This window comes from Acinetobacter sp. 226-1 (genome assembly GCF_030329325.1).
In the GTDB taxonomy this organism is placed as follows: Bacteria; Pseudomonadota; Gammaproteobacteria; order Pseudomonadales; family Moraxellaceae; genus Acinetobacter; species Acinetobacter sichuanensis.
In genome coordinates, this window is sequence record NZ_JACANU010000002.1 from 502,419 (window position 1) to 519,883 (window position 17,465).

The 17,465-nt window shown below is 39.7% G+C and carries 18 protein-coding genes; 15 read left to right on the forward strand and 3 right to left on the reverse strand.

Annotated features, from left to right (window positions below):
- Positions 1-67 precede the first annotated feature (67 nt).
- The 11 genes from HX124_RS05830 to HX124_RS05880 all read left to right on the forward strand — a co-directional run bounded on the left by HX124_RS05830 (position 68) and on the right by HX124_RS05880 (position 10,134).
- Positions 68-2,452 (forward strand): FdhF/YdeP family oxidoreductase, encoded by a 2,385-nt coding sequence (locus tag HX124_RS05830; RefSeq protein WP_286382277.1) that lies wholly within the window; start codon positions 68-70, stop codon positions 2,450-2,452.
- 22 nt (positions 2,453-2,474) lie between these two features.
- Positions 2,475-3,299 carry a formate dehydrogenase accessory sulfurtransferase FdhD gene (gene fdhD, locus HX124_RS05835; RefSeq protein ID WP_502872809.1) on the forward strand — a complete coding sequence of 275 codons (825 nt, stop codon included), beginning with the start codon at positions 2,475-2,477 and terminating at the stop codon, positions 3,297-3,299.
- Between the two features lie 56 nt (positions 3,300-3,355).
- Positions 3,356-3,973, forward strand: coding sequence for a molybdenum cofactor guanylyltransferase (gene mobA, locus HX124_RS05840; RefSeq protein WP_286382278.1), 618 nt, complete (start codon positions 3,356-3,358; stop codon positions 3,971-3,973).
- A gap of 42 nt (positions 3,974-4,015) precedes the next feature.
- Positions 4,016-5,023, forward strand: a complete 1,008-nt coding sequence (moaA, locus tag HX124_RS05845) for a GTP 3',8-cyclase MoaA (RefSeq protein WP_286382239.1) — start codon at positions 4,016-4,018, stop codon at positions 5,021-5,023.
- Positions 5,024-5,030: 7 nt separating this feature from the next.
- Entirely contained in the window at positions 5,031-5,282 is a 252-nt protein-coding gene (locus tag HX124_RS05850) for a MoaD/ThiS family protein (RefSeq protein ID WP_107006629.1), read from the forward strand.
- Position 5,283: 1 nt separating this feature from the next.
- Entirely contained in the window at positions 5,284-5,778 is a 495-nt protein-coding gene (locus tag HX124_RS05855; RefSeq protein WP_286382240.1) for a molybdenum cofactor biosynthesis protein MoaE, read from the forward strand.
- Positions 5,779-5,839: 61 nt separating this feature from the next.
- Complete coding sequence (gene moaCB / locus HX124_RS05860; protein ID WP_107006631.1) at positions 5,840-6,763, forward strand: bifunctional molybdenum cofactor biosynthesis protein MoaC/MoaB; 924 nt, start codon at positions 5,840-5,842, stop codon at positions 6,761-6,763.
- Complete coding sequence (locus tag HX124_RS05865; protein ID WP_286382241.1) at positions 6,763-7,989, forward strand: molybdopterin molybdotransferase MoeA; 1,227 nt, start codon at positions 6,763-6,765, stop codon at positions 7,987-7,989. Before moaCB ends, HX124_RS05865 begins: the two co-directional genes overlap by 1 nt.
- Before the next feature lie 38 nt (positions 7,990-8,027).
- On the forward strand, positions 8,028-8,786 hold the full coding sequence (modA, locus tag HX124_RS05870; protein WP_286382242.1) for a molybdate ABC transporter substrate-binding protein: 759 nt from the start codon (positions 8,028-8,030) through the stop codon (positions 8,784-8,786).
- Between the two features lie 18 nt (positions 8,787-8,804).
- Positions 8,805-9,488, forward strand: a complete 684-nt coding sequence (gene modB / locus HX124_RS05875) for a molybdate ABC transporter permease subunit (protein ID WP_286382279.1) — start codon at positions 8,805-8,807, stop codon at positions 9,486-9,488.
- A gap of 4 nt (positions 9,489-9,492) precedes the next feature.
- Positions 9,493-10,134 carry an ATP-binding cassette domain-containing protein gene (locus HX124_RS05880; protein WP_286382243.1) on the forward strand — a complete coding sequence of 214 codons (642 nt, stop codon included), beginning with the start codon at positions 9,493-9,495 and terminating at the stop codon, positions 10,132-10,134.
- 112 nt (positions 10,135-10,246) lie between these two features.
- Here HX124_RS05880 and HX124_RS05885 read toward each other — a convergent pair whose 3' ends face one another.
- The 3 genes from HX124_RS05885 to HX124_RS05895 form a co-directional block, all read right to left on the reverse strand.
- Entirely contained in the window at positions 10,247-10,894 is a 648-nt protein-coding gene (locus HX124_RS05885) for a 3-oxoacid CoA-transferase subunit B (RefSeq protein ID WP_286382244.1), read from the reverse strand.
- A 3-nt stretch (positions 10,895-10,897) separates the two neighbouring features.
- Entirely contained in the window at positions 10,898-11,602 is a 705-nt protein-coding gene (locus tag HX124_RS05890) for a CoA transferase subunit A (protein WP_286382245.1), read from the reverse strand.
- A 138-nt stretch (positions 11,603-11,740) separates the two neighbouring features.
- Positions 11,741-12,622 (reverse strand): LysR family transcriptional regulator, encoded by an 882-nt coding sequence (locus tag HX124_RS05895; protein ID WP_286382246.1) that lies wholly within the window; start codon positions 12,620-12,622, stop codon positions 11,741-11,743.
- A 405-nt stretch (positions 12,623-13,027) separates the two neighbouring features.
- Here HX124_RS05895 and HX124_RS05900 point away from each other — a divergent pair, with 405 nt between their 5' ends.
- The 4 genes from HX124_RS05900 (at position 13,028) to HX124_RS05915 (ending at position 17,465) form a co-directional block, all read left to right on the forward strand.
- Entirely contained in the window at positions 13,028-14,014 is a 987-nt protein-coding gene (locus tag HX124_RS05900) for a quinone oxidoreductase family protein (protein WP_286382247.1), read from the forward strand.
- Positions 14,015-14,038: 24 nt separating this feature from the next.
- Positions 14,039-14,887: a TauD/TfdA dioxygenase family protein gene (locus HX124_RS05905; protein ID WP_286382248.1), complete on the forward strand. Its 849-nt coding sequence runs from the start codon at positions 14,039-14,041 to the stop codon at positions 14,885-14,887.
- A gap of 64 nt (positions 14,888-14,951) precedes the next feature.
- Positions 14,952-16,001, forward strand: a complete 1,050-nt coding sequence (locus tag HX124_RS05910; RefSeq protein ID WP_107006640.1) for a beta-keto acid cleavage family enzyme — start codon at positions 14,952-14,954, stop codon at positions 15,999-16,001.
- A gap of 129 nt (positions 16,002-16,130) precedes the next feature.
- Positions 16,131-17,465: an MFS transporter gene (locus tag HX124_RS05915; protein WP_286382249.1), complete on the forward strand. Its 1,335-nt coding sequence runs from the start codon at positions 16,131-16,133 to the stop codon at positions 17,463-17,465.

The following is a 17,465-nucleotide window of genomic DNA, read 5'->3' on the forward strand; positions in this document are numbered from 1 at the left end:
GTCTGCATAGAAAATAGGTAGTTGTTAAATTCATCAGTTAAAACAAAATTAAACAGGGAAAGTTATGATGCAACATGATGAGCAAATCAGTGAAAGTACTAAGGTTAGTGTCTATTCTAAAATTGAACCCTATCATCATGCTGCAGGTGGTTGGGGGGCTTTACTGAGTGTTGCGCGTAATTTAAAAAAGCAAGCAGTGGTCACAAGAGGTGCAATTACTTTACTCAATGCGAACCAACCCACTGGATTTGATTGTCCAGGGTGTGCGTGGCCAGAGCAAAAACATACGCATACCTTTAACTTTTGTGAAAATGGTGCAAAAGCAATCGCTTTTGAAGCCACCAGTAAACGTGTAGACGCTCAGTTTTTTGCTGAACATTCAGTGTCATGGTTAAAGCAACAAAGTGATTATTTTTTAGAATCACAAGGTCGTTTGACTGAGCCTATGTACTATGATGCTAAGACAGACCACTATGTGCCGATTAGTTGGGACGCTGCATTTGAACTTGTCGCAAAAAAACTAAATGCTTTAGCGCATCCAGACCAAGCCGCATTTTATACATCAGGGCGTACCAGTAATGAAGCCGCTTTTTTATATCAGCTTTTTGTGCGAAGTTTTGGAACCAATAACTTTCCAGACTGCTCCAATATGTGCCATGAAGCCACCAGTGTTGGTTTAGGCGATACCATTGGTCTTGGTAAAGGTACTGTGACTCTAGAAGATTTTGAACATACAGATGCAATATTTATCTTTGGGCAAAATCCAGGCACGAACCATCCACGAATGTTAAGCACTTTGAGTGCTGCTTATAAACGTGGTGTGAATATTATTTCAATTAATCCTTTGAAAGAAAGAGGCTTACAGCGTTTTCAAGATCCACAAAATAAATTGGAAATGATCACTAACGGTAGTACCCCGATCAGTCGTAATTATTTTCAGCCAAAAATTGGAGGGGATTATGCGGTTTTAATGGGAATGTTTAAGCATTTGTATGAGTGGGATCAAGAAGCAAAAAAATCGGGAAAATCGACGATTTTTGATGAAACTTTTATTGCCCAAAATACTGCATATTTTGATGAAATCTTACAAGAAGTTGCTTCGACAGCATGGCAAGATATTCATGCACATACGGGTCTCACTGAGCCAGAATTACTGCAACTCGCACAGATGTTTAAAGATGCCAAACGCGTGATTTTTTGTTGGGGAATGGGGATGACACAGCATCGTCATGGGGTTGCCAATATCCATATGTTAAGTAATTTATTACTGAGTCGTGGTCATATTGGACGTCAAGGTGCTGGAGCATGTCCTGTACGTGGTCATAGTAATGTGCAAGGTGATCGTACAATGGGGATCAATGAGCATCCTTCAGATGCATTGTTAGATCGATTAGAGCAAGTTTTTGCAACATCATTTCCACGTAAACATGGTTTGGGCGTGGTAGAAAGTATAAAAGCCATGGCAGAAAAACGCATTAAAGTCTTTTTTGCGATGGGAGGGAATTTTTCTGAAGCAACACCTGATACACACTTTACGCATTATGCACTGAAGCAGTGCGAACTGACCGCACATGTAGCAACGAAGTTAAATCGAAGCCATTTAACCTGTGGTCAAGAGGCATTAATTTTGCCATGTCTGGGACGTACTGAGCTAGACCTACAAGTACATGGTCAGCAATCGATTTCAGTTGAAGATTCGATGAGTAATGTACATTTATCCGCAGGGCGTAATGAGCCTGCTTCAGAAATGTTACTTTCAGAGCCTGATATCGTGGCGCGTTTGGCTGAAAAAGTCTTAGCGAACAGTAGCATAAAATGGCGTTGGTATATTGAAAGTTATGATCGTATACGTGATGCGATTGCAGAAGTTTTTGATGAGTTTAGGGATTTTAATCAAAGAGTGTATCAACCTGGTGGATTCCATTTGGAGCATCCTGCAAATATTCATCATTGGCGTACGCAAACGGGTAAAGCCCAATTTATGATCACGCCATTAAAAGCGGTGTATGAAGATACAGAGCATCAATTTAGTGCGCAATATCAACAACAAAAAGTCTATACCCTCATGACCATGCGTTCTCATGATCAATACAACACAACTTTATATGGGCTTGATGATCGTTATCGTGGTGTGTTTGGTTTACGACGCGTACTATTTATGAATCAACTGGATATTGCAGAGGCTGGATTAGTTGCAAATCAATATGTTGATATTGAAAGTATTTTTTCTGATGGTGTAAAGCGTATCGTCCACCAGTTCAGAATAGTTTCATATGATATTCCACGTGGTTGTTTGGGTGCATATTATCCTGAAACGAACCCACTGGTCGCTTTGAGCAGCCATGATCAACGTGCCAAAATCCCTGCTTCAAAAAATATTCCAGTGATTTTACATCCAACTTCTGCACCAACGGATTCAACTAATTTAGAGCCAGCCGCATTGGAGAGTTGATATGCAGATATTGAGTGATGAGATGCATGGGCAAGCTGTATCGCAACAGTCAAAACAACTGAAAGGGGCACGATTGTATCCTGTTGAGCAATATCGTGACCAACAAATATTTTATAAACAAGAACATATTTTACAAGAAGTTGCAGTGGCTTTGGTTTATAACGGAATTAGTCATGTTGTGATGATGATGACCGCAGTAAATTTAACAGAGTTTGCAATTGGTTTTAGTTTGTCAGAAGGAATTATTTCTGACTTAAGTGCGTTATATGCAATCGAAATACAACAGTATGAAGAAGGCTTTAGCATCGAAATGACAATTTCTGCACGTGCCTTTGCTTTATTAAAACAGCAGCGCCGTAATATGACTGGGCGAAGTGGTTGTGGTTTATGTGGTATTGAAAGTTTACAACAATTGCAGCTTGGAGCTGTTGTGAGTACTCCATTTAATAAAAAATGGCTAGGCGAAATTGAATCTGCAATTGGTCTATTTAATGATAAACAAGTACTTGGCAGTTTAACAGGTGCAGCACATGCTGCCGCATGGGTTAAAGATGGTATCGTTATTGCATTATTCGAAGATGTTGGTCGCCATAACGCTTTAGATAAGCTTTTGGGTTATATGGCAAAACATGAGATTGATGTTACACAAGGTTTTGTACTGATGAGCAGCCGTGCCAGTTATGAGTTAATTCGAAAATGTGTGCAATTCAATATTGCCATGCTTGCCACCATTTCTGCACCCAGTAGTTTAGCGATTGATTTGGCTCAACAAGCAGGCTTAACGTTAGCAAGTTTTTGTCGTGAACAGCGTTTTTCAGTCTATACCCAACTGCCTCATTTGACTTAGCCTTAGAGGGTTGATTTTAAATGTTAAAAAATATTAATAATGAAATAAAATCAATGTTGAAAAATGATTTTCCTCAAACTGATTTAGTGATCTTGGCGGGTGGTCAAGCACGACGTATGAAAGGGAAAAATAAGTTATTAATGAATTTTGATGGGCAAATCCAGTTAGAAAAAATTTGTCAGCATTTTCGGCAAGATGTTGCCAAAATTTGGGTCAATAGTCATCGGGATGATGAGGAATATCAAAAAATTGATAAAAATATTGCGTGTTTTACAGATGAATGCACAGGTTTTTTAGGACCATTAATTGGCATGATAAGTGCTTGGCAATATACAACAGCAGATTATGTACTGTTTATTCCGTGTGATATTACACAGATTCCAACAGATATTTTGCAAAAACTTCATTTACGGCTTGAGCAGTTTAGCAATAGTGCTGTGGTGTATGTGCAGTTTAATCAAGATGCTTTATATCCGTTTTGTTTAATGAAGCGTGAGGCATTACAGGTACTTAAAAACCAAATGCAACAACAGCAAGGTAGTTTGAAGCATAGTTTTAAGTTGCTGAATGGCAAAGCACTTTGTATAGAACAAGCTGACAATTATGTACATAGCCTCAATTCAATGGATGAATTGAAACAATATCAACAACTTTTGTCGTTTAATTTGAGTTGAACATACGAATCATTATGAAAATCAGGATTGGAGAAATTGCTCATGCAAAGGATGAACTCCATTTGGGTGGACCAATTCGGAAGAGAAAAAAGAAAACTGAGAATTTCAGTCACTGATCGTTGTAATTTTAAATGTCAGTATTGCATGCCTGAACATCCTGAATGGATGAATAAAAAGCATCTTTTGGATTTTGAAGCTTTATATTCATTTTGTGAGTTGATGGTACAAGGCGGAATAGAGCATATTCGCATTACAGGTGGCGAGCCGCTAATGCGTCAAGGAATTGTTCATTTTATTCAACAATTACAACAGTTAAAGCCGCAAGGTTTAAAACGTATTGCGATGACAAGTAATGCGCATTATCTCAAAAAATATGCACAAGCACTTAAAAATGCAGGTTTGGATGATATTAATATCAGTCTAGATAGTTTAGATGCAGCACAGTTTCAGCAGATAACGAAAAGTCGTTTAGCACCTGTACTTGCAGGAATTGAGCAAGCTTTAGACGTTGGGCTAAAAGTTAAAATCAATACTGTGTTGATGAAAGGGATTAATGACTCACAAATTTTGCCCCTGATTGAATGGGCACAGCAAAAACAGATCATGCTACGGTTCATTGAATATATGCCTTTGGATGGTGATGCAAAATGGCATCGCCATGAAGTGGTCACAGAACAAGACATATTAAATGTAGTGGCTGAAAAATATCGAATAGATGCAATTCCTCAAAATCATGAACCCGCACGTTATTATCATTTAGATTCAAATTATGTCATTGGAATTATTTCAACCATTAGTCATTCATTTTGTGGTGCTTGTGATCGTATCCGTTTGACTGCAAATGGTGAACTTTATAATTGTTTGTTTGCAATTCATGGCTTGTCATTAAAAGATGAAATTTCAACTTGGCGACATAAGCCAACCATACAGGCGACAGCAGAATTAACGCAAAAGATTCAACAGTATATTTGGCATAAAGCAGCAGGTTTTCATGAAATTCAGGCAAAACAACAATCACGTAAAATTACCATGCATATGTTAGGGGGATAAATTAGTGATGATCAAAGTTCAAATCGAAGCTTATGGTGCAGTGACTCAGTTTTTACCTAGCGCATTAATGATAGATATGAAGACGAAACAATCACTTCAAGTAGAACAGGTACTTGATGAAGTGATTCGCCAGTATCCTCAAGCTGAACAAGCGATTCAAAAATGTGCATGTGCAATTGGTGATGAGATGATCGCACGTCAAGCCTTGCTAGAGCGAGATTGTACTTTAGTTCTGTTGTCACCTGTCGCAGGAGGATGAAATGACATTTGCTCGTATTCAAAATACACCGCTAGATATCGATGATTTTGCAGTAATTGAGCAATTTCCCCGTTGCGGTGGAATTGGTATTTTTATTGGGACAGTGCGTAATCACCATGAAGGACGTAGTGTAGAGGCTTTAAAATATACAGCATATGCACCGATTGCAGAGAAGATGATTCGACAAATTGAGCTGGATATTCAAATCAAATATCAAGTGGAATATGTCAGAGTAATTCATCGAGTTGGGCATTTGGCGATTGGAGAAAAAGCCATTATTGCAATTGCTTATGCAGCGCATCGTCGTGAAGCTTTTGCCGCTTGTGAAGAAGCAGTCGAACGTGTTAAACACGAAGTGCCTGTATGGAAAGAAGAATTTTATACAGATGGTACCCATGAGTTTGTTTCAGGTTGTTGTATTCGCAAAGACTATGATGAGCAGCATGTACAGCAAACTCATCAACATCAAGCACATTCACATCATGAACATGGATGAATGTAGATCAACAATCTAAAAACAGCATATATGTAAACCAAATAAAAGTACGGATAAATAAATGAAAAATGTGGGTATGAAGGCTGAGAGTTATCGCATCGCAATTGCAACAGGGATTTTGCATGCACCACCGCATTGTATTGAATTATTAAGACAGGGAAATACAGAAAAAGGTGATGCTTTAAAAACAGCACGTATTGCAGGAATTCTTGCGGCAAAACGTACAGATGAACTGATTCCACTTTGCCATCCTTTACCGATTTATCGCGCTGATGTCGATTTTGAACTGCATGAAAAGCATGTGGAAATTATTGCAACAGTTGAAACGATCGGGCCTACAGGGGTTGAGATGGAGGCTTTGACCGCAGTCAGTTTGGCAGGTTTGACACTGTACGATATGTTAAAACCACATTGTGAACCTGAAGACTTATGTTTAGACCAGTGTAAATTACAGAAAAAGAAAGGCGGAAAATCGCATTTTACTCGTGTATTGAAAGAGTCTTTGTCTGCTTCGATTATTGTGCTTTCTGATACTGTCGCATCAGGGAAAAAACCAGATACAGCAGGGCAAAATGTTTTAGAAATTTTAGAAGAAGCCAATTTTAGTCAGATTCATTATCAAGTCATTCCAGACTCACCAGAACAATTATTGGCACTGATTGAACAGCAAAAAAATCAATATCCTTTGATTTTAACGGTGGGCGGTACAGGTCTAGGACCGAAAGACTTGACAGTAGAAACCTTGCAACCTTTATTAAAACGTGAAATTCCGGGTTTAATGGAAGCTTCACGTAGTTTTGGGCAACGTCGTACGCCTTATGCTGCTTTAAGTCGGGGTGTCGCAGGTTATATTGAACAAAGTTTAGTGATTACCTTACCGGGAAGTCGTCAGGGCGCGAAAGAGTCATTGACCGCAATTTTACCTGCCTTGGTGCATTTATTTGATGTACAAAAAAATATTCCACATGCAGGAGGTTATCAATAATGTCAGCATGTGGTGCAGAGTCAGGTTTGATCAGTATTGAGCAAGCTTTGGCATTGATTTCAAGTCATACTCAAGCTTTAGCAATAGAACAATTAGCACTTCATTCAGCACTGAATCGTTACTTAGCTGAAGATCTCTATTCAAGTATAGATTTGCCTTTGTTTGCGCAAAGTGCAGTAGATGGTTACGCACTTTGTTCAAATGGTACGGTTGAAATAGGTTGTCAATTTGAACTTTTAGGTGAAATTAAAGCAGGTCAATGCAGTGAGCTTCAATTAAAACAAGGTCAAGCAATACGTATTTTTACAGGTGCTCAAATACCCGAAGGTACGACAACAATTGCACGACAAGAAATTATTAAAATCATTGAAAATCAAAAAATTGAACTCACAGAAACTTTAAAACTGCATGCAGATACACGTGATCAAGGGGAAGAAATTGCAGTCGGGCAATGTCTCGCACAGCGAGGACAGCAACTGACTATTGGTGCAATTGCGGCATTGAGTATGGCGGGTATACAACAAGTTCGGGTTTTTCAATATCCTAAAATTGCAGTCGTGATTACAGGTGATGAAGTTGCTGTCAATGTTGATGATTTAGCATCGGGTAAAATTTTTGATGCCAATGCACCACTGATTCAAGCTTGGTTTCAACAAAATAACCAAAAGGTCGAAATTTTTCATGTTGCTGATACAGAATATGCGGTCAAAACATTATTACAAGATTTAGCAAAAGATCATGATGTGATTTTGACCACAGGCGGCGTGTCAGTTGGTGATTATGATTTTATTCGTCCAGTCACATTGAACTTAGGTTTTGAGCAAATTTTCTGGAAAGTAAAGCAAAAGCCGGGGAAGCCGATATTTTTTGCAAAACAAGAACGCCCACAAAAAGCACCTTGCTATCTGTTAGGTTTACCGGGAAATCCTGCTGCGGTTTATGTGGGGATGCAGATTTATACGGCTACTCTCATCCAAGCCTTACAAGGTCAAGCCAATGATTTAAAATGGTTTAATGCTGTGTTGAAGCACGATTTAAAAGCAGATGCCAGAGATCGTTTTTTAAGAATGACAGCGCAGTTTGAACAAGTAACTTTAACAGTAAATAGTTTATCTAAACAGCAGTCACATATGTTGACTAATTTAATGCAAGCCAATTGCTTAGTTCGCATTATTGCGGGGCAAACACCGAAAGCAGGGCAGATTGTGCAAGGTATTTTTATTTAGAGCTGAAATGCTCAATCATTATAAATATGAGTATACATATGAAAAAATTATTGCTGACAGGACTTTTATTCACATTGAGTTCGCTGAGTCAAGCAGATACTGTGAAAGTTTATGCGGCTGCAAGTTTGACCAATGCAATGACTGAAATTGCAAAAAATTATGAGCGCCTTCATCCAAAAACCAAAGTGATCACTGTCTTTGGCGCATCATCTACTTTGGCAAAACAGCAAGAAGCAGGAGCGAAAAGTGATCTGTTCTTTTCCGCAGATGTGGATTGGATGAAGTATTTAATTCAAAAAAATCTCATTTCTGAAAATAATGTACAAGATTTGCTGTATAACCAATTAGTCGTGATTAGCCCGAAAAATTTAAAAATTACGTTTAAACCACAAGCAAATTTTAATTTTGCACAATCATTTCAAGGGAAATTATGTACTGGACAGATGGAGTCTGTACCTGCAGGAAAATATGCCAAACAAAGTTTAATTTATCTAAATTGGTTAGACAGCTTAAAAGGTCGTATTGTGGGAACAGACGATGTACGTGCTGCATTAACCTTTGTTGAACGAGGTGAGTGTGATGTGGGAATTGTTTATAAAACAGATGCTTTGATTAGTTCTAAAGTGAAAGTTATTGGGACTTTACCGCAAGATTCGCATCATGCCATTATTTATCCTCTTGCGCTGACACAACAAGGTGTAAAAAATGTTGAAGCACGCCAATTTGAAAAATTTGTTAAAACCAATATCCGAGCAAAAATGATATTTAAGAAATATGGATTTAGCCTAAGCCAATAAATAGCGCAAATGATGATGATATTAAGTCCAGAAGAACTCAGCGCGCTTTATCTTTCTGCCAAAGTTGCTCTATTTGCTACGCTATTTTGTTTACCTTTTGCGGTGGCTTTGGCATGGTATTTAGCGCGTTATGATTTTAAATTCAAATTCTTAGTTGAAGCGCTGTTGCAACTTCCAATGGTATTGCCACCTGTTGTATTGGGTTATTTATTATTGGTTTTATTTGGTCAACATGGTTGGATTGGGCGTTATTTGCATCAAATCGGTTTTGAGCTTGCTTTTAATTGGAAAGGTGCTGTTTTAGCTTCAATGATTGTGGCTTTTCCATTAATGGTGCAACCGATACGTTTATCTTTTCAATTAATTAATCAACAGTTTGAACAGATTGCAGGCAGTTTGGGCGCAAGTCCGAAAAGAGTATTTTTAACGATTAGTTTACCTTTAGCATTACCCGGTATCGTGATTGGCAGTATTTTATGTTTTAGTCGTAGTTTAGGCGAGTTTGGTGCGACCATTACTTTTGTGGGTAATATTCCTGATGAAACCAGAACCATTCCGATAGCGATTTATTCTTTTTTACAACAAGCGGAAGGTGAACAAATGGCGATCCGTTTAGTGGTTTTGTCGTTAGTTTTGGCATTGAGTGCTTTGATTGCGAATTATTTTATTTTACAAAAATATCAACAAAAACTAAAAGGTTGAGTTTATGTTGCGTTGTGATTTTGAATACCAATATGCTGATTTTCACTTGAAAATTAAACTGGAACAACATACAAAATTACTGGGTATTGTCGGTGCTTCAGGGAGTGGGAAAAGTACCTTTTTAAAGTGTTTAGTGGGTTTATTGCAACCAAGTGCGGGTTTTATTCAATTTAATGGTCAAACGCTGTTTGACAGTGAAAGGAAGATTAATATTGCAATGTACCAACGAAAAATTGCATTGGTTTTTCAAAATGCGTTGTTATTTCCCCATATGAATGTACAACAAAATTTAGTCTATGCAGAAAAATGTTTAACAGCATCGCAACGTAAATTTAGCTTTGAGCAGATTGTAGAATTATTAGAAATTAAAAAGTTATTAACTCGTAAAGCACATCAATTGTCGGGTGGGGAAGCGCAGCGTGTTTCGATTGGTCGAGCGTTATTGTCATCGCCAGAGTTGTTATTATTGGATGAGCCTTTAACAGGATTAGATACGCATTTAAAACAACAAATTTTACCTTTTTTAAAAAAGATACAAGATGAGATTGATTTACCGATGATTTATGTGACACATCAGTATGAAGAGCTGACTTTTTTAAAGGCAAAAGTAATTCGTCTTGGTAAAAATGCAATATCAGAAATTTAACTTGCGGTATTCATTTTATTTTAAGGTTATGAAAATTATTGAGCAAAATATGATTTATCCCTACTTTAAAAAAGAGGGATAAGATCAGTACTATTGGAGGGTTTCTAAAAGTTTAAGCCACTTTTAAATCTTCAATATTTAAACTTGCACCTGTTGCAGCCTGTATTTCAGCAAGACTAACGTCTTTGGCAAGTTCAATCAGTTTCAAACCTTGTGGGGTAATATCAATCACGCCTAAGTCAGAAATAATTCGACTGACCACAGCTTGTCCTGTCAAAGGTAATGTGCATTGTGGCACGATTTTTGGACTGCCATCTTTGGCGCAGTGTTCCATCAGAACCACCACTTTTTTAACGCCTGCCACCAAGTCCATGGCACCGCCCATGCCTTTGACTTTTTTGCCGGGAATCATCCAGTTGGCAAGGTCACCTGTTTCAGAAACTTCCATTGCACCCAAAATTGCAATATTGACATGACTACCGCGGATCATGGCAAAAGATTCAGAGCTTGAGAAAAATGAAGCTCCCTGACGAGCAGTGACAGTTTGTTTACCTGCATTGATCAAGTCTGCATCGACTGTTTCAGCCGTTGGAAATTCATCAATACCAAGTAATCCATTTTCCGACTGTAACCACACATTAATGCCTTCAGGAATATAATTGGCAACCAACGTCGGCAGACCAATACCCAAGTTGACATAAAAACCATCTTCCAGTTCAAGTGCGGCACGTTGTGCCATTTCATTGCGTGTCCAAGCCATGTTTTAAGCCTCCACTGCTTTTAAGGTCATTTGTTCAATGCGCTTTTCAGGGTTGGCATTGAGCACAATTCGGTTGACATAAATGCCAGACAAATGAATATCATCAGGGTCGATTTCACCAATTTCAACAATCTGTTCCACTTCGACAATGGTGAATTTTCCTGCCATAGCACAGTCAGGATTAAAATTTCGCGCCGTTTTACGGAACACCAGATTGCCAGATTTATCTGCTTTATAGGCTTTGACCAAAGCAAGATCCGCAGTGAGTGAGGGTTCTAAAATATAAGGTTTTCCATCAAATTCACGGACTTCTTTGCCTTCTGCTATCAGCGTACCAACGCCTGTCTGGGTATAAAATGCAGGAATACCTGCACCCCCTGCACGGAGTTTTTCGGCTAATGTGCCTTGTGGTGTCAGTTCAACTTCAAGTTCGCCTTGTAAAAACTGACGTTCAAATTCTTTGTTTTCACCGACATAAGATGAAATCATTTTTTTAATCTGTTTGCTTGCGAGTAATTTTCCTAAGCCTATACCGTCTGTACCTGCATTGTTGGAAATACAGGTTAAGCCTGTCACGCCAGTTTCCATCAGGGCATCAATTAAAACTTCAGGAATGCCACATAAGCCAAAACCACCTACAGCAATAGTTTGCTGATCTTTGACCAAATCTGCTAAAGCAACGTGTGCATTGGCAACCACTTTATTCATTGTGCTGACTCCATGTCCTTTTAGTTATTATTAGCATTGCAGGGAGCGCATGAGAAATTGAAAGATTTAAAGGATTAATGAGCAAAACTCATTAATCAGCAAAATGGATTGAGCCGTGTGTAAATGCATGCAGCTTGTTTAAAATGAATATGCAGTAATGACTTCAATAAACTGCGCGGAAATATGTGAAAGTTCCGTATCTTTTTTATACATTAAGCCTAAATTAAGCTGTACATTGCCTTCAGTGATTTCAACGATGACATTATTTTTTAAATCAATAAATTGCTGAAAATGTCGTGGAATTGCACTGACACCCATACCATAAGCAACAAAATGGGACAGCGAACTGATCTGATGACATTCCAGTTTTAAGTCCAAAACCAAGTTGTTTTGTATGCAGCATTCTTCAATCACATGGCGAACGATGGATGGTTTTTGTAAAGTCACAAATGGGTAACTACACAGCGTTGCCATACGGATGGATGGATGTTGTGCCAATGGATGATCTTTGGGAACAACGGCAACAAAATCTTCTTTAAACAAAGGTTTAAACACCAGTTGGTGATGAAATTGTGGCTCGAAACAAATCCCAATTTCAAATATACCATCTTGAATTTTTTCAATAATTTTTTCATTGGGCACATCATGAATGGAAAAATTAATATTTGGATGTTGCTTTGAAAATTCATGCAAAATCGCAGGTAAAACGGTATGCGTGGCGAAAGGCATGGAGGCGATATTTAAGTTGCCACGATGCAACTGAAAACGTTGTTTGACATCTTTTTCCATGTCTTCCCAATTGGCGAGTAATTTTTTGGCATAGGGAATTAAGGATTGTCCCTCAGGGGTCAGATTGACCAAACGAGTGGTACGTTTAAATAATTTTCCGCCCAATTCTTCTTCTAAAGCTTTAATGGTCAAACTTAAGGCGGACTGACTCAGGCACAGTTCATCGGCGGCATTGGCATAATTTAAAACACGGGCAAGCACCAAAAAGGCTTTGAGTTGTTTGAGTGTCATAATAAATTTCAAGCCATTTAAAAAGTATGTGTGTTGTATTGTAGTCCGATCTTCATGTTTATTTTAAAAGAAAATTCAACTGATATTAAATCTTATAAATAGCTCTAAAGAGACGATTTATTGTGAAGACTTTTATATGATTTGATTTAAATAGCCTAAGTATTTTTTAAACATAAACGCATTTCAAAAATCAAACTGCATGGGTTTGCAAATAACACACTTCATTTTTTTAAGCTTAGTCATTTTCCTAAAGCATTTTTTTCAATGAGCTCATCAGAAATACTTAAATTTAAATGTCGCAAAATGACAAGTAGGTGTCATGAAATGTAAAGGGCATTCAGGCAGAGTATTGTAGTTTTGCTCTATGCACTGAGCACTTAAAATAAGCAAAATAGGGAAAGGACAATGACATTGACCAAAGCAGTACGCTTTCATGAAATCGGAACACCAGACGTTTTAACACTTGAACAAGTCGAAGTTGGATCACCCAAAGCAGGAGAAGTTCGTCTGCGTCATGTGGCGGTGGGTCTGAACTATGCAGATATCTATTTCCGCAATGGGACTTATCCGATTCCAATGCCAAATGGGATGGGTGTAGAAGCATCAGGAGTTATTGAAGAACTCGGTGAGGGTGTCACAGACTTTGCGGTAGGTGATCGTGTGACCTATACAGGTTTTATCAATACCTTAGGTGCATATAGCGAAGAACGCTTAGTGCCTGCCAATGCACTGATCAAATTACCAGAAGGTATTTCCTGTGAAACAGCCGCAGCAATGACGATGCGTGGTTTAACCTCAGCTTATTTAATGCGTCGTATTTATGACTTTAAAGCTGGCGATACCATTTTATTGCATGCCGCAGCAGGTGGTGTAGGGCTTATCGTTTCACAATGGGCGAAATTATTGGGTTTAACCGTAATTGGAACGACCTCTTCAGAAGAGAAAGCCGTGATTGCCCGTGCGCATGGTTGTGATCATGTCATTAATTATAGTCATGAAAATGTGGCAGAGCGTGTTCGTGAACTCACCAATGGCGTTGGGGTCAATGTCGTATTTGACAGTGTCGGTAAAGATACTTTCATGTCATCGCTTGATTCATTGAAACGTCGTGGTCTGATGGTATGTGTGGGTACAGCCTCAGGTCCGATTGCAGAATTTAATCCTGTATTACTGGCAATGAAGGGTTCTTTATTTATTACTCGTCCTGCATTGGCAGATTACATTGCTGATCCTGCTGAGAAAAAAGCACTTGCAGATGAATTGTTTGATCATGTGGCAAGTGGTCGTATCAAAATTGAAATTAACCAACGCTATGAACTCAAGGATGCAGTTCAGGCACATCGTGACCTTGAAGCACGTAAAACAACTGGCTCGTCTATTTTTGTGATTTAAATTTGTGGTTGAAAAGGATTTCTTATGCAAGTTGAACAATTAACCTGCAGTATTGGTGCAGAGCTACATGGCGTTAATCTGGCAGATGCCATTCACGATGATGGTTTATTTTCTGAAATTCATTCAAATCTGCTGAAACATCGTGTTCTATTTTTGAGAAATCAAGATATTACTCGTGCAGAACATGTGGCTTTTGCTGAGCGTTTTGGACAATTGGAAGACCATCCAGCCGTAGGTAGTCATCCTGATCATCCAGGGTTGGTACAGATTTATAAAAGCCCAGACAGCCCGATTGATCGTTATGAAAACTCATGGCACAGCGATGCCAGCTGGCGCAAGATTCCACCAATGGGGGCCGTACTACGCTGTGTGGAATGCCCAACAGTCGGTGGTGATACCATGTGGACCAATATGGTGATGGCTTATGAAAATTTGCCTGAGGAAATTAAAACCAAAATTGCAGATTTACGTGCCTATCACAGTATTGAGGCGAGTTTTGGTGCAGCTATGCCCATTGAAAAACGTTTGGCACTCAAAGCACAGTATCCCGATGCAGAGCATCCCGTGGTGCGTACACATCCTGAAACAGGCGAAAAAATCCTGTATGTCAATGCTTTTGCAACCCATTTCAGTAATTACCACACCAAGGAACGTGTACGTTTTGGTCAGGATGCCAACCCAGGTGCGGGCGAACTGCTGCGTTATTTAATTACACAAGCCAACATCCCTGAATATCAGGTGCGTTGGAGCTGGGAGCCGAACAGTATTGCGATTTGGGACAACCGCAGTACTCAGCATTATGCTGTGATGGATTATCCAGCCTGTCATCGCAAAATGGAACGCGCGGGCATTATTGGTGATGCGACTTATTGATCTTGCAGTCCATCCATTAAATTCAAATATTTACCTTTAGTTTAAAAATGCATAGGAGATGCACATGCAATTTTTTGATGATTCTTTGCACCCAGAAAACATGGAAAAAGTGGTTATTACCGTTGCGCCATATGGTCCAGAGTGGATGCCTGAAGATTTCCCGGAAGACATTCCTGTCACGATGGAAGAGCAAATCCAGAAAGCTGTCGACTGTTATGAGGCAGGTGCAAGTGTACTACATTTGCATGTGCGTGAGTTGGATGGCAAAGGTTCAAAACGCTTGTCTAAGTTTAATGAACTGATTGCAGGTGTTCGTGCCGCAGTGCCTGACATGATTATTCAGGTGGGTGGTTCGATTTCTTTTGCACCAGAAACTGAAGGTGAAGCGGCAGTATGGCTGAGTGATGACACCCGTCATAAACTGGCAGAACTTGATCCTAAGCCAGATCAGGTCACAGTGGCGGTCAACACCACGCAAATGAATATTATGGAATTGTTGTATCCAGAATATTTAAAAGGCACTTCACTTGAACATCCTGCTATTCAAGCAGCGTATGCTGAAATGACGGTTCCTGCGGGTCCTGAATGGCTGATTGAACATTTAAAACGTCTAGCTGCCAATGGGATTCAACCACATTTCCAACTGACAGGAATGCACGGATTGGAAACCTTGGAGCGTCTTGTACGCAAGGGCTTATATAAAGGACCAATGAACCTGACATGGATCGGGATCGGTGGTGGCTTTGACGGTCCAAATCCATTCAACTTCTTCAATTTTGTCCATCGTGTACCAGATGGTTGTACTTTAACTTCTGAATCATTGCTGAAGAATGTTTTACCGTTGAATACCATCTCAATGGCAATGGGTTTACATGCCCGTGTGGGGAATGAAGACACGATTATCGATCATAAAGGTGAGCGTTTCTCTTCGGTCGAGCAGATTAAACAGACGGTGCGTATTGCACATGAGTTAGGTCGTGAAGTGGCAAATGGTAAAGAAGCACGTGAAATTTACCGTATTGGTGTACAGTACGACACCATTGAAGAAACCTTATTGGCCAATGGTATGGCACCAAACCGCAAAGCGGGTCAAAAAGGTGTACCACAGCGTTAATCAAATCTTGAGTTAAATGGAGTTTTAACTCAGATGTTGTGCAAAAACCAGGGGATTACGGTTTGATTTTCAAGCGTAATCCCTTGGCGGTTCAAAGCAGAAAATTATAACAATACACAAGGAGGTTGCATGGGTATGCATCATTATACAGCTGAAGCCACTGCTGTTGATTCATCAGTCGGTGTTTCACGTCGCTACGCATGGATTGTTTTTGCCCTGACATTTGGCTTACTGATTTCGGACTATATGTCCAGACAGGTGTTGAATGCAGTTTTTCCCCTACTAAAAGCTGAATGGGCACTGACGGACAGCCAGTTGGGTTGGCTGAGTGGGATTGTGGCTTTGATGGTCGGATTATTGACACTGCCATTATCTTTCCTGGCAGATCGTTTTGGTCGTGTCAAAAGCTTAGCATTTATGGCTGTGCTGTGGAGCCTAGCAACTTTGGGTTGTGCCTTGGCTGAAAGTTATAGTCACATGTTTGTAGCCCGTTTTTTGGTGGGCGTTGGTGAAGCAGCCTATGGCAGTGTGGGTATTGCTGTGGTTATGGCAGCGTTTCCACGGGAAATGCGTGCAACCTTAGCCAGTGCCTTTATGGCTGGCGGTATGTGTGGTTCATTTTTGGGTATGGCACTGGGCGGCGTATTGGCTGAACATTTTGGCTGGCGCTGGGCATTTGCTGGCATGGCTATTTTTGGTTTGGTGCTTGCCATTTTGTACCCGATAGTGGTGAAAGAGAAAAAAATCAACCCTACAGGGCAAGCTTACAACACTGAGCAAAAACCGCTGAAAGTCAAAAATGCCTTGAAAACCCTGTACACATCTAAAACAGTGGTTTCAACCTATATTGGCAGTGGCTTACAGCTCTTTGTTGCAGGTGCAATCATTGTCTGGATGCCGAGTTATCTCAATCGTTACTATGCTATGCCAACCGATAAAGCAGGTATTTTGGCGGCATTAATTGTGCTTGGTGGCGCAGTGGGTACGATCATTTGCGGCATGTTATGTGACCGTCTGGGACGTGAACGTGCAGATCGAAAAACCAGTTTGGCAATTACTTTTTGTTTAAGCAGTTGCCTGTTACTTTCTCTTGCTTTTGCTCTGCCTGCGGGAACATTGCAACTGATTTTACTGTGTCTTGGCATTTTTATTGTGATTGGAACCAATGGTCCATCCACTGCGATGGTGGCAAACCTCACACACACCTCAGTGCATAGTTCTGCTTTTGCCACATTAACCATTGCCAATAATCTATTGGGTATGGCTTTAGGTCCTTTGGTGATTGGGAAAATATCGGATCATGTGGGTCTGCATGATGCATTTCAGCTTATGCCACTCATGAGTATTTTGTCTGCTGCGGTATTTTTCTATGCAAAACGCCATTATCACCACGATCTTCAGCGTTTAACTGAACAAGGCTTACTGCCTCCAACTGCAACACAGCAACAGAAATTGGATGCGTAA

Bases quoted from the DNA above. Each gene is read 5' to 3' on its own strand.
- HX124_RS05900 (WP_286382247.1), top strand. From the start codon at position 13,028: ATGACATTGACCAAAGCAGTACGCTTTCATGAAATCGGAACACCAGAC.
- modA (WP_286382242.1), top strand. From the start codon at position 8,028: ATGAAAAAATTATTGCTGACAGGACTTTTATTCACATTGAGTTCGCTG.
- HX124_RS05885 (WP_286382244.1), bottom strand. From the start codon at position 10,894: ATGGCTTGGACACGCAATGAAATGGCACAACGTGCCGCACTTGAACTG.
- moaCB (WP_107006631.1), top strand. From the start codon at position 5,840: ATGAAAAATGTGGGTATGAAGGCTGAGAGTTATCGCATCGCAATTGCA.
- fdhD (WP_502872809.1), top strand. From the start codon at position 2,475: ATGCATGGGCAAGCTGTATCGCAACAGTCAAAACAACTGAAAGGGGCA.
- HX124_RS05830 (WP_286382277.1), top strand. From the start codon at position 68: ATGCAACATGATGAGCAAATCAGTGAAAGTACTAAGGTTAGTGTCTAT.
- HX124_RS05905 (WP_286382248.1), top strand. From the start codon at position 14,039: ATGCAAGTTGAACAATTAACCTGCAGTATTGGTGCAGAGCTACATGGC.
- HX124_RS05890 (WP_286382245.1), bottom strand. From the start codon at position 11,602: ATGAATAAAGTGGTTGCCAATGCACACGTTGCTTTAGCAGATTTGGTC.
- HX124_RS05910 (WP_107006640.1), top strand. From the start codon at position 14,952: ATGCAATTTTTTGATGATTCTTTGCACCCAGAAAACATGGAAAAAGTG.
- moaA (WP_286382239.1), top strand. From the start codon at position 4,016: ATGCAAAGGATGAACTCCATTTGGGTGGACCAATTCGGAAGAGAAAAA.
- HX124_RS05915 (WP_286382249.1), top strand. From the start codon at position 16,131: ATGGGTATGCATCATTATACAGCTGAAGCCACTGCTGTTGATTCATCA.
- HX124_RS05880 (WP_286382243.1), top strand. From the start codon at position 9,493: ATGTTGCGTTGTGATTTTGAATACCAATATGCTGATTTTCACTTGAAA.
- HX124_RS05895 (WP_286382246.1), bottom strand. From the start codon at position 12,622: ATGACACTCAAACAACTCAAAGCCTTTTTGGTGCTTGCCCGTGTTTTA.
- HX124_RS05865 (WP_286382241.1), top strand. From the start codon at position 6,763: ATGTCAGCATGTGGTGCAGAGTCAGGTTTGATCAGTATTGAGCAAGCT.
- HX124_RS05855 (WP_286382240.1), top strand. From the start codon at position 5,284: ATGACATTTGCTCGTATTCAAAATACACCGCTAGATATCGATGATTTT.
- HX124_RS05850 (WP_107006629.1), top strand. From the start codon at position 5,031: ATGATCAAAGTTCAAATCGAAGCTTATGGTGCAGTGACTCAGTTTTTA.